This is a genomic window from Rhodoluna sp. (assembly GCF_036721215.1).
In the GTDB taxonomy this organism is placed as follows: Bacteria; Actinomycetota; Actinomycetes; order Actinomycetales; family Microbacteriaceae; genus Rhodoluna.
The window spans coordinates 275588-287857 of record NZ_DAIMLM010000001.1 but is presented as its reverse complement, the minus strand read 5'-3'; the positions used below and the strand labels follow the sequence as shown (position 1 = coordinate 287857).

The following is a 12270-nucleotide window of genomic DNA, read 5'->3' as shown; positions in this document are numbered from 1 at the left end:
TGCCTCTTGGCAAAGCATTTGTGTACCTCTATGTTATTTAGTGTTTGCCTACCTGAAGAAACATTGATAGTTTTCACAGAACTTTCCAAGGTTTCAGGACAAGAAACAAACCCCACGCATTTTCTGCGGGGGGTTTGTTTACGATTGATTCCTAGAGCAGGTTTGGGATCTTCTGCTCGGCTGCCAAGTTGGCCCTTCTGAACACAAATGTGACAGCGGTTGAAATCAGCACGATGAACAGCGAGTACAGGGCAGGAACTAGCAAGATCTTGTCGAGTCCTGGACTGTCGATGTATACGGCCACGATAACCGCAATCGCTAGTGGTCCGTTCTGAATACCTGTTTCCAAGGCGATGGTTCGAACGTTTGCTGGGTGAAGGCCAATGGCTTTTGCGATCCAGAAGGCCACTGTTATTCCAACCAGTCCAAGACCAATAGCAACAACATAGGTTGGCCATTCGGTTTCTAGAAGTAGCTGCCAGTTTCTTGGCACCCAGATAGCGATTAGGAAAGGAATAAATAGCACTCCAAATAATCCACCTACAAGCTCAAGAACTGAACCTGCGTTGGCGCTGAGTCGACGCACAAGCATTCCTAGTCCGACCGGAATAATCAGCCCGACAATAACCGTTGCCAACTCGGTGAACTCGATTGTGATTGTGTCATCCAGGCTAAGGAAGTTTGCGTAGATGAACAGCATCAGTGGGGTCATGATGAACGCCCATAGAGTCGAGTTGATTGTCATCATCACGCTCAAGGCCAAGTTTCCCTTGGAGAAATAGGTAAACAGGTTTGATGTTGTTCCCGCTGGAACAGCACCCATAATCAAAGCACCTAGCGCGATGAAGGCAATGTTCTCATCGACTGAGAACGGGAATAGGACAGTAACAATCAGGATGTACGCGGTTAGCGGCATAACACCAAACTGTGTCAACCATCCAATAATCAATCCCCATGGGCGACGAAGCGCCAGACCGAAGTCCTTAGGAGTAAGACCTGCACCAAGACCAAACATGATGATCAGGATGAAGATCCTAAGCAGGGTCTGTTCGAACTCGTTTACAACAGTTGCTTCATTGGCGACTTCTTCCGCCATAAGAATCATTGAGTTCAGCATATCTATGCACCTTTCCCAGTTGTGGACTTCTCTATTGCACCAGCTCGTAGTTGGCGACGCAGGATCTTGCCGATTGGGCTCTTAGGAAGTTCGTCAACAAAGACAACTTTCTTTGGGGCCTTGTACGCCGATAGTTCTTTCTTGCAGTGAGCGATGATCTGCTCTTCCGTTGGAGCAGGTAGTCCTGCAACCACGTAAGCAACCACAGCTTCACCGGTCTTGTCATCTGGCATTCCGATGACACCAACTTCGGTAACTCCTGGAACGGCGGCAATCTGCTCTTCAATCTCGTTTGGATAGACATTGAAACCGCTAACGATGATCATGTCCTTCTTGCGGTCAACAATTGTGAAGTAACCGTCTTTGTCCATAGTTGCGACATCGCCGGTATACAAATAACCCTTCTTTAGAGTGTTATTTGTTTCGGCTTCCTTCTCCCAGTAACCGAGCATGATCTGTGGTCCCTTGGCAATAAGTTCGCCAGCTTCGCCAAGAGCTACTTCCTTGCCCTTTTCGTCAACACAGAGAATCTCGGTTGATGGAACTGGGATACCGATTGTTCCGTCTTTACCATTTCCACCAAGTGGGTTGAAAGTAAGTACCGGTGAAGACTCGGTCAAACCGTATCCTTCAACAATTGGAGTGCCAGTAACTTCACGCCACTTCTTGGACACTGACTCGTGCAAAGCCATACCTCCAGCAGCCGAAGCACGTAGCTGCTTCGGTGGGCTGTCGGTGAACCAGGTCTCGTTCAATAGAGCATTGAACAAGGTGTTCACACCGGTCAGCCAAGTGACCTTGTAGTTTTCAAAAGCACGTCTCAGGTTGCTTGGAGGTCGAGGTGAAGGAACCAATATGTTTCTGCCACCGATGTGGTAAAAACCAAGCAAGTTAATGGTGAAAGCAAAGATGTGATACAGCGGCAAAGCTGTAATCACAACCTCTTTGCCTGGACGCATGAATGAGCCACACATAGTAATCAGCTGCAGGGTGTTTGTTGCCAAGTTGCCGTGAGAAAGCATCGCACCCTTTGAGACACCAGTTGTTCCACCGGTGTATTGCAAAGCGGCAATCGATTCTGAAGTAATGCCCTTCACGTAACCGTCTGCTTTGTTTGGAGACTTTACTTTTCTGCCAGCATCTAGAGCATCCTGGAACTTGGTGTGTGGAACAGTTATCTTTGGAAGCGTTCTGCTCCAAACTTTTTGAACTATACGAATAACGCCGCCAACAATTGGTGGGAAGAATTCAGAAATCTTCACCGTTACGACGGTCTTGATCTTTGTCTTTGGTAGTACCTCAGGTAGTCGATCGGCAAACATGTCGATTACAACCAGAACCTCGGCGCCGGAATCTGCAAACTGGTATGCCATTTCAGGTGCGGTGTATAGCGGGTTGGTGTTTACAAGAACCAAACCTGCCTTCATAACTCCAAAGGCAACAATCGGATATGCCAAACAGTTAGGCATCTGAACTGCAACTCTAGTTCCAGCTTTAAGAGCCAGAGTTTCTCTTAGGTACGCTGCGAAGTCGTCCGATAGGGAGTCAATTTTTTTGTAAGTGAGTGACCCGTTCATGCCGTTGGGCATCACTTGGGTGAAAGCTATGGTTTTGGAGTAATCGTTGCTTGCTTTTTTGACTAGTTCGGCCAAGTGAACAAAGGGAACCTTTGAAAGCTCTGCTGGAACGTCTTTTGGATAGTGGGCCAACCAGGGACTCTGGGTCATTTTCTACCTTCCGCGAGGGTAAGCCATCGCCGAAGATTCCCCGGCGCTGGAGTATTGCTCCAATACTAGCCAATGGATCTAGTGCCTATATCCCACAATCTAAAGGCCAATAAGATTGCATTCGGGATAAGCCCTCCAGAAAGCCAGATAGAAAGGGGCCGAAGTAATGGCTAAAACAGCCTCTTCAAGCAAGTCCAAGCCATCGGAGAAATTCAGTGCCGCTGAGCGCCAGGCCATGAAAGACAGAGCTCAAGAGCTCAAAAACAAGGCAAAGGGCCTGAAGGGCGAAGCAGAACTTATGGAAAAAGTGAAGCTTATGAACAAGGAAGATAAAGAGCTTGCTCTATCGATCCACAAATTGATCACATCGATCGCTCCAGAGCTAGAGCCAAAGACTTGGTACGGAATGCCTGCCTATTACAAGAACGGCAAAGTGTTGGTCTTTTTCCAAAATGCTGGCAAATGGAAGTCTCGTTACTCAACGCTTGGCTTTGATGAGTCCGCGAACCTAGATTCTGGTTCGATGTGGCCAACATCATTCGCACTGACAAAACTCACTCCTGCCAACAAGAGAGCAATTACCGACTTAGTCTTAAAAGCAAAGAGATAAGAGGTAACTCAATTGGCCAAAACCAATCCCTACGCAAGTAGCTCACCAATGTCCAAAGACGGGGAGAAAGCTTGGGCGGTTGCCGGTCACCTGCTCGCCATACCGTTTGAATTCTTTGCTCCAGTAATTGGATACATTGCCTTTAACGGCAAAGGTCCATTTATCTCCCACCACGTAAGAGAATCACTAAATTTTGGAATCACTATGTTGCTTGCGGTTGTTGTACTGGCGGTTTCAATAATTGGCTGGGTCCTGCTCTGGCTTCCACCACTACTGTGGATCATCTTTAGAATCATCGCCGCAATCAAAACTTCCCAAGGTGAGTTCTATAAGTACCCGCTAACACTTCGACTGATTCAGAATTAGGCGGCTAATCGCCAAATTGTCTCGTTAGGCTCTTTGTCATGACTGCATTATTACTCGACATTGGCGGTACTAAGTGCAGTATTGCTTGCTCCAGTAACGTTGAGAATTTCTATGAGCTGGTAACAGCAGACTATAAAACCCCCGAGAAAATCCTTACCCAGTTAGCCCTTTACGCTGCTGAATTAATCACCAAAGACAAATCCATCGACCGAGTTGGAATTAGCTTTGGCGGGCCCTTTGATTTTGCCAATCAAAAGGTAAAAAGGTCAGTCCACGTTTCAGGTTGGGAAGAATTCGATTTCTCTGAATGGTCGAAGGGCGTTCTTGGGCTACCGGCAGTTGCAGACAACGATGCAAATGTTGGAGCCCTCGGTGAGTTTGTTTCCCGAAATTCCAGACACAAAAACCTTGCCTATGTGACTGTCTCCACTGGCATTGGTGCTGGGTTGATTATCAACGGAGAGATTTATCGCGGCCACGGTGAACTTGCCGGAGAACTAGGTCACATCGTGATTGATCCATCCGGCCCGGCAGACGAATTGGGTAACCATGGAACTCTTGAGAGATTCTGCAGCGGCTATTGGCTGCGAAAAGATTATGGAAAATCTGCTCAAGAGCTCTTGCTTGACGACAGCTTCTTGTTGGAATACAGCGCGCGACTAGCAGCAGGGTTATCGACTATTGTGAGACTTTTCAATCCCGAGCTCGTGGTTTTGGGCGGGGGGATTGCGAAGGTCGGTCCTAGGTTAGAGTCTGCTTTATTGAATGAGCTGCAGCCGCTTTTGGATCAGACGCAAACCAAGCTGGAGTTTTCAACACTGGGTAATGCAAATGTATTAATTGGAGCAAGAGAGTTGGCACTAAATGAACTACGTGGCTAATTATTTGGCAAAGGTGAAAGAAGCCATCGACCTTGTCGATGCCTCGAAGATAGACGCCCTCATTTCTTGGCTTTCAGAAACTCGTGCTGCCAAGCAAACAATTTTCACAATGGGTAATGGTGGCAGCTCCTCCACCGCATCCCACTGGGTCAACGATTTGGTCAAGGGAGCCTCCTATGAAAAAACTGAGCGCTTCAAGGTGATGTGTCTAAATGACTCGGTTTCCACCCTCACTGCATACAGCAACGATGTTGACTACGACCAAGCACTGGTTGAGCCACTCAAAAACTTCCTGGAACCAAAAGATCTCGTAATTGCAATCTCAGGTTCTGGGAACTCAAACAATGTCATCAAGGCGGTTGAGTATGCAAAATCTATCGGTGCTCGGACTGTCGGTCTGACCGGCCGAGATGGTGGCAAGTTAGGCTCTTTAGTCGATCTTGAAATCAGAGTTCCAGAACCAAACATGGGTCGAATTGAAGATGTTCACATGATGATCACCCACGCGGTTTCATGGAGCTTTATTGAAAACGAAAGAAGTTAGGTCTCAATTGTCAAAACCGTCCATAGTAGTTTGGTCCACCGCTTCCGCAACTCTATTTTTTGCCAGAGCATTTTTGTTCTCCACCTGGGTAAGTCGCGGTCCAGAGGTGCAGGAGCTGCTTGGGTTCAATGACCTCGAGTTTGGAATCTTCACCATGTTGTATGCAGTCGGTGGATTGCTTGGAATTTTCTTTGCGAGTTTCCTTGTAAAACGTTTTGGCTCGAGGCTGATTGCAGCTCTCGGATTTTCTATTGGAGCAGCTTCGCTCATGGGTATCGGTCTTTCGGTGGAACTTGGTTTGATTCTGGTTTCAAGCCTGTTACTAGTTTCAATCGGAACTCCTATGGCAATAGAGGACTTTGTTGGAAACTACGAGGGTAACGCCGCGGATAGAAAATCAAAGCATTCAATCTTCCCTGCCATTCACGGTGCATATGGTGTTGGCATGCTGGGTGGTGCGGCTATTTCTGGCTGGGCAATCGATCAAGGAATTGGTCTTGCCAGTCACTACTTTGTGAGTGGATTATTTGTTGCCGCAATCTCCATTGCTGCCGGCGTTGTGTTACCTGCTCGAAAGAAAAATGCCGAGAGTACTGCTGGCAAGGCGTCCAAAAAAGGTGAAACCAAGAAGGTATGGACTGAAAAGCGAAGTCTGTTGATTGCTGTTGTAGGTTTTTCTTTCATCATGGCCGAGATGTCGGCTGGAACCTGGGTTCCAATCGCCCTGACGAGTTCTGGGTATTCAGGATCTGAAGCTGCGATCATGTTCGGTGTTTTCTGGATCGCCATTACCTTCGGAAGGCTAGTTGGTGGTTTCGTAGTTGACGCGATTGGAAGGTCGAGAACGATTCTGTTCTCGGCGTTGCTGGCCGTCAGCGGTATAGCAGTATTCATTGCTCAGGATCTAGTCAATCTTCCATTGCTGGGTCTGATCCTTTGGGGTCTGGGAATCGCAATGGGCTTTCCTATGTCAGTTGCCTCGATGGGAGACCAGGAAGCTTTGGCTCCTGCCCGAATCAACATGATTATCACCGTGGTTTACATTTCCTCGATTACCGTGGGGCCTGCTTTGGGTGCTTTGGGTGAGTTCGCTGGTTTGTATGTGGCGTTTGGAATCCCGCTTGTGTTCATGTTGATTGCGGCAATCCTGAGTCCAATCACTAAGCCCATCGACAACGAAGGTAAGCGCATCTAGCTTCAAAAGTTCACTTGCTGGAAACAATGAATCTGCCTTGAACTTGCTGGAATGAAGTATTGTCATAACATACTTCAGATCAGGAGATTAAGCGGATGCGCAAGACCGAGGTAATCCTTCCGCTATCAATTTTCTCCAAATTGAATCGAAAATCTTCTGTCCCTCTTTATTTCCAGCTTTCTGAATTGTTGGAGAAATCAATTCTTTCAGGTCAGCTAGCTGCCGGTGACCGATTAGAAAATGAAATATCAATTTGCGAGCGCCTTGGTCTATCCAGACCAACCGTTCGACGAGCCATTGAAGAACTTGTTGACAAAGGACTTTTGGTTCGCCGTCGCGGTCTTGGAACTCAAGTTGTTCACGGCCAAGTTACTCGCGGGGTTGAACTCACATCACTATTTGATGATCTTGAGCGAGCTGGAAGAAAGCCATCAACCAAAGTTATTGAATTCAAACTTTTGCCCGCTGATGCAGTTGTTGCTGCGCAACTTGGAGTTGCAGTTGGGCAAAAAGTTGTCTTTCTACACCGGGTAAGAAGTGCTGGGAAAACACCAGTTGCTGTTTTGCAAAACTGGATACACCCAAGATTTGAGCACCTTACCGAAAGTGATATATCTAAATCCGGTCTTTACGATTGGCTCCGAACCAATGGAGCCTCAATCCAAGTTGCTAAGCAAAAAATTGGTGCGCGTCGCGCAAGCGCAGAAGAATCGAACTTGTTAGAAATTGAAAAGAACTCACCAGTACTAACCATGAATCGCACCGCGTTTGATAACTCCGGGGTTGCGTTGGAGTATGGACAGCACTGCTATCGAACGGATTTGTACTCTTTTGAGTTCACTATCGTCGAGCGGTAGCAAGCTGACATAGAACTAGCTTTGTAACCGACCAGGCTCCCGCTTGGATTAGGGTGCTTTCTCTATAAATGCTGGGCTTCAGGCGGTTAGGTATCTTTTTTATAACGGGGACATGAAATCTGGCTTAATTGTCCTTACAAACCGCGATAATTATCAGCAGTCGGGTCTTTCCGACCATTTAAATGAAAACGAGAGGTTATCTCTATGAACATCAAGAAGCTAGCTGCTCTTGTTGCCGTTTCCGCGTTAGTACTAACCGGATGTGCAACAACCGCAGCAGAAGAAGAAACAGCAGCACCAGCAAGCGACTTCAAGATCTGTGTTTACACACACGGTGACGGTGGAGGTTTCTGGACTGTAGCACAAAAGGGTGCTGAGCAGGCCGGTGTTGACCTAGGAGTCACAGTTGACTACCAGGGCTCAACAAACGACTCTGCAAAGCAGGCTCAGACAATCGAGGCTGGTATCGCAGGTGGCTGTGACGCAATCGCAGCTTCAGCTCCAGACCCAGGTGCAATCACTGACGCAATGTTGGCAGCAGCTGCCGCTGGCATTCCTACAGTGACCATGAACTCTGGATCCGCAGTGTTCAAGGACCTTGGTGCAATCACCCATGTTGGTCAGGATGAGTTCATCGCTGGTCAAGAAGCTGGTCTTCGTTTCAACGAAGCTGGATTGACAAAGATTCTTTGTCCTCTACAGGAAGCTGCAAACGTTGGTCTTGAAGAGCGTTGTGCAGGAGCAGCAGACACATTCGATGGTGAAGTTGTTAACTTCAACCTAGATGGCGGTCTTGCTGACCTTACAGCTGCATCTGCAAAGATCAAGGCTGCTTTGGAAGCTGACCCAACCTACGATGGCGTGTTCGCATTGAACGCTGACATCGCAGCGAAGGCAGTTCTACCAGCAGTTACTGACCTAGGTGTAGAGATGTACATCGGTACAGTTGACATGTCAGCTGAGGCTCTAGACGCTATTGAAGCAGGAACAATTGCATTCGCAATTGACCAGCAGCAGTACGCACAGGGTTACCTATCGGTTGCCTTGCTATACCTAAACCTAACCAACGGTCACACCCTTGGTGGAGGTCTGCCTATGTACACCGGTCCTGGCTTTGTTGACTCAACAAACGTCGCGACTGTTAAGGCACTGGTAGCAGCAGGTACTCGCTAGTCGTATCATAGAAACACAAGGCAGGTGGGCTAGAAGATTTTCTAGCCCACCTGTTTTCTAAATGAAACAAATTAGGAAACTGAGGATCCATTCATGGCAAACGCACTCAAAGACGAACGCGTTCAAAAAACTTCCCCTATAACAACTCTCCTAAGACGTCCAGAATTCGGAGCCCTAATGGGTGCGCTGGCGATCTTCTTATTGTTCTCATCGGTTGACACAACCGGAAACTTTGGCCAACCTGGCGGTATTGCTGGTTGGACCGACATCGCTGCTCCAATTGGAATTGTGGCGGTATTCGTAGCCCTTCTTATGATTGGTGGCGAGTTTGACCTTTCCACTGGAGTAATGGTTGGAACCACAGGTCTTCTCACCGGAGTGCTGGTGACTGAACTTGGGCTAGATCTTTGGACCTCGATTGCTCTCGTTCTGATCTTTGCTGCAGCGGTAGGACTTCTGAATGGCTGGCTGGTAGTTACAACCGGGTTGCCGTCATTCATTGTTACCCTTGCCACATTCTTTGTTCTTCGCGGAGCGAACCTAGCTGTTACCAAGCAGTTCACTGGAACTGTTCGGGTGAGTCTTACCGAGGAGACAGCTAACTACGACCAAGCAGCGGCGTTGCTTGCAAGCAAGATTGAGTTTGCTGGAGCAAGCTTCCAGATTTCGATCCTCTGGTGGATTTTCTTCACCATCTTGGCTACCTGGATTTTGACCAGAACCAAGTTTGGTAACTGGATTTTTGCATCTGGTGGAGATGCTAACGCAGCCCGTAACGCTGGAGTGCCTGTTATTAGAACCAAAATCATCTTGTTTGTGATGACATCAATGGCCGCAGCTTTCGTAGGCATCATGTTCGTACTTCGCCTAAAGGGTATGCAGGCTGGACAGGGTGTTGGAGTTGAGTTTTTCTACATCATCGCAGCAGCGGTAGGTGGAACACTGCTTACCGGTGGTATGGGCTCAGCTATTGGAGCCTCTCTGGGTGCAGTCATTATGGGAATGGCCTACATCGGTATCCCTTATGCACTTTGGGATTCAGACTGGACATTCACATTCCTAGGTCTGATTTTGTTCACAGCCGTATTGATTAATACCTTCGTAGGAAAAAGAGCAATGAAGGGACGAAAGAAATGACCGTAGCTTTAGAGCTTAAAAACGTAACCAAGCAGTTCGGAAGCGTTATTGCTATGACCGATGTGAGCATGGAGGTTACTTCGGGAAGCGTTACCTGTGTACTTGGTGACAACGGTGCAGGTAAATCGACCCTTATCAAGACTCTCTCTGGTGTTCATAAGGCAACAACCGGTGAGTTCTTGATGGATGGTGAACCGGTTGACTTTAACTCCCCAAGAGAAGCAATTGCCAAAGGTATTGCAACTGTTTACCAGGACCTAGCAACCATTCCGATGATGTCGGTTTGGCGAAACTTCTTCCTCGGTAACGAAATCACCGTAGGCTGGGGTCCTTTCCGAATGCTGAACATCAAGAAGATGAAGGCGCTTTCAAAGCAGCAGCTTCTTGAAATGGGTATCGACCTTCGAGACACCGATCAGCCAATTGGAACCCTATCCGGTGGAGAGCGTCAGGCCGTAGCTATTGCCCGCGCTGTTTACTTCGGTGCCAAGGTGCTAATTCTTGATGAGCCAACCTCCGCTCTTGGAGTTCGTCAGTCAGGCATCGTTTTGAAGTATGTTCTATCAGCCAAGGAACGAGGTGTTGCGGTTGTATTTATTACACACAACCCACACCACGCATTCCTAGTTGGAGACCGCTTCTACCTTCTAAACCGAGGAAAGATGATCAACGAGTTCCAGCGCAAGAATGTAAAGCTGGACGAGTTGACCATGGCCATGGCTGGTGGAGCAGAGCTTGAAGCTCTGACCCACGAAATCACCCAAGTAAAAGGTAAGTAACTTCTAACCAAACGGCTGCCAGCTTTTAGTTGGTGGTCGTTTGGTATTTAAGAATCAAGCAGCGAACTCGCTAGCCACCTTGTTGATGAACTGAACACTCTGGCTTGCGTCACTGACTGGGCCAGAGCCGGCAGCTGGGTCTGTATCGACCACGTTATCTTGCTCGAGAGTAAACCAACCCTGGTAATTTGCCGCAATTAGGTTCTTGATAATAGATCTAACATCGACATCTCCCTGGCCAAGAGGGGTGTACAAACCCTGCTTTACAGCCTCATAATACGAAAGCTGCCCGGATCTAACCTTTTCTGCAACTTGTAGATTCACATCCTTGAGATGTGAATGCTGGATTCGATCCGAGTGGTCTTTCGAGAACTCAACTGGGTCCGTTCCACCGATCAACATATGTCCAGTGTCAAGACAAAACCCAATAGTTGTTCCAGCCAACACCTGCTCTATGTCCTCGCGGGTTTCAATAAGTGTTCCAACGTGAGGGTGTACTACCGCCTTCACGCCCCGCTGATTTGCAATATCAGCAACTTTAGATAGATTCTCAAACATAGTTTGCCACTGGCCTGGCGTTAGAGCTGGCCTGGCATCGTCATAGCCATCAATTCCCGTTGATGCTGCCAGTACGAGCACCTCGGCGCCAGCAGCCTCATAGGAATCTAACTCTGCTGTCACAGCAGGTATTGGATCGTTAGTTGGATCATGAAGCAGAATCGGATAGAAGCCTCCGATAGCTCTGATTTTGTGACCCGCAAGAAATGCAGCTTTTTGATTTGGGTCGGTAGGCAAGAAACCCTCGGGCCCAAATTCTGTCGCTGTTAGTCCAAGGCTATTCATCTCCGCCAACACTCTGTCTGGGCTCATTTGGAAACCCCAGCCAGGGACCTCAGAAACTCCCCAACTAATTGGTGCTCCAGCGATTTTTACCTGCATTTAGTTTTCTCCTCGCGGTTGATTTACAATCTCAACACTTCCAGTGTGATTGAAAAAATCCTTTATGGCCTGGGCGGCGGCAGAAAAAGTCTGCTGCCTGGCACGGTGGCTAAGGCCCATGACGTGTGGGGTAAGAACTACGTTGGGGTGATTGAAGCACTCGTGAAATACCGCAGGCTCGGGATCAAAAGAATCTAAACCTAGGCCTGAAAGTTTCCCAGAATTAAGGGCCTCGTGGGCGGCGTCTAAGTTCACCACACCGCCTCGAGCGACATTGATGATGATGGAACCCTGAGGCATAAGCTCAATCTCCCTCTTGGAAATCAAATTACGAGTCTTCTCGTTAAGAGGAACGTGGACCGAAACAATATTGGACTCTGACAACAGGTCATCCATGGATTCAGCTCTCAGGTTTTCTGGGACATCGGCAACTGGATCAAAAGCTAATACCCGCATTCCAAAAGCTTGCGCCAGTTGGGCAACTCTGGATCCGATGCGTCCGAATCCCACAAGGCCAAGGGTTGAGCCCTCTAGGTCCCCTGGGACAATAACGTCACGGCTAGTCCATTGATCTTTTCTTACTAGTTCAGTTAGCGGGGAAAGTTTCTTGGAAAGCGAAAGCATCATAGCCAAAGCCCCTTCAGCAACGGCGTTGGTGTTTGCCCCGGGGGTAATAGCAATCGAAACACCTCTGTCGGTTGCTGATTCCAGATCCACCCTGTCAACCCCCACACCTGTCCGCACGGCTATCTTCAGCTTTGGCATTGATTCCATTGCAGCTTTATCGAGGTAAAACTCGGCGCGAACAATCGCGCCGTCAGCTTTTTCTAGATCGTGAGAGGTTGGATCAGCCACGAAAGTGAATTCGGATCCTAGTAATTCTTGCGTTTGCTTGGCAGGCACTGGTCCAAGACCGACTATGACGACTTCAGCCATTTCGAATTC

Annotated in this window: 13 protein-coding genes; 9 read left to right on the top strand and 4 right to left on the bottom strand. The window is 48.1% G+C overall.

Annotated features, from left to right (window positions below; genetic code table 11):
- Window positions 1–151 precede the first annotated feature (151 nt).
- Both AC9UCN_RS01475 and AC9UCN_RS01470 read right to left on the bottom strand, forming a co-directional pair.
- Window positions 152–1117: a bile acid:sodium symporter gene (locus tag AC9UCN_RS01475; protein WP_509523096.1), complete on the bottom strand. Its 966-nt coding sequence runs from the start codon at window positions 1115–1117 to the stop codon at window positions 152–154.
- Between the two features lie 2 nt (window positions 1118–1119).
- On the bottom strand, window positions 1120–2844 hold the full coding sequence (locus AC9UCN_RS01470; RefSeq protein WP_509523095.1) for an AMP-binding protein: 1725 nt from the start codon (window positions 2842–2844) through the stop codon (window positions 1120–1122).
- A gap of 166 nt (window positions 2845–3010) precedes the next feature.
- Here AC9UCN_RS01470 and AC9UCN_RS01465 point away from each other — a divergent pair, with 166 nt between their 5' ends.
- From AC9UCN_RS01465 to AC9UCN_RS01425, 9 genes are all read left to right on the top strand, one after another.
- Window positions 3011–3454, top strand: coding sequence for an iron chaperone (locus tag AC9UCN_RS01465; protein ID WP_509523093.1), 444 nt, complete (start codon window positions 3011–3013; stop codon window positions 3452–3454).
- Between the two features lie 48 nt (window positions 3455–3502).
- The gene (locus tag AC9UCN_RS01460; RefSeq protein WP_509523091.1) at window positions 3503–3820 is read left to right on the top strand and encodes a DUF4870 domain-containing protein; all 318 of its coding nucleotides are present in this window, start codon (window positions 3503–3505) and stop codon (window positions 3818–3820) included.
- Window positions 3821–3858: 38 nt separating this feature from the next.
- Entirely contained in the window at window positions 3859–4701 is an 843-nt protein-coding gene (locus AC9UCN_RS01455) for an ROK family protein (protein WP_509523090.1), read from the top strand.
- On the top strand, window positions 4685–5245 hold the full coding sequence (locus tag AC9UCN_RS01450) for an SIS domain-containing protein (protein WP_509523089.1): 561 nt from the start codon (window positions 4685–4687) through the stop codon (window positions 5243–5245). Before AC9UCN_RS01455 ends, AC9UCN_RS01450 begins: the two co-directional genes overlap by 17 nt.
- Before the next feature lie 7 nt (window positions 5246–5252).
- Window positions 5253–6440, top strand: coding sequence for an MFS transporter (locus tag AC9UCN_RS01445; protein ID WP_509523087.1), 1188 nt, complete (start codon window positions 5253–5255; stop codon window positions 6438–6440).
- A gap of 95 nt (window positions 6441–6535) precedes the next feature.
- Window positions 6536–7297, top strand: coding sequence for a GntR family transcriptional regulator (locus AC9UCN_RS01440; protein WP_509523085.1), 762 nt, complete (start codon window positions 6536–6538; stop codon window positions 7295–7297).
- Between the two features lie 204 nt (window positions 7298–7501).
- A complete protein-coding gene (locus tag AC9UCN_RS01435) occupies window positions 7502–8470 on the top strand; it encodes a substrate-binding domain-containing protein (protein WP_509523083.1) in 969 nt (322 codons plus the stop codon).
- Between the two features lie 93 nt (window positions 8471–8563).
- Window positions 8564–9607, top strand: a complete 1044-nt coding sequence (locus AC9UCN_RS01430; RefSeq protein ID WP_509523081.1) for an ABC transporter permease — start codon at window positions 8564–8566, stop codon at window positions 9605–9607.
- Complete coding sequence (locus AC9UCN_RS01425) at window positions 9604–10386, top strand: ATP-binding cassette domain-containing protein (RefSeq protein WP_509523079.1); 783 nt, start codon at window positions 9604–9606, stop codon at window positions 10384–10386. Before AC9UCN_RS01430 ends, AC9UCN_RS01425 begins: the two co-directional genes overlap by 4 nt.
- A 54-nt stretch (window positions 10387–10440) precedes the next feature.
- On the opposite strand, the gene AC9UCN_RS01420 is transcribed toward AC9UCN_RS01425, so the two are convergent.
- Window positions 10441–11325, bottom strand: coding sequence for a sugar phosphate isomerase/epimerase family protein (locus AC9UCN_RS01420; protein WP_509523077.1), 885 nt, complete (start codon window positions 11323–11325; stop codon window positions 10441–10443).
- Entirely contained in the window at window positions 11326–12261 is a 936-nt protein-coding gene (locus tag AC9UCN_RS01415; RefSeq protein ID WP_509523076.1) for an NAD(P)-dependent oxidoreductase, read from the bottom strand.
- Between the last annotated feature and the right edge of the window lie 9 nt (window positions 12262–12270).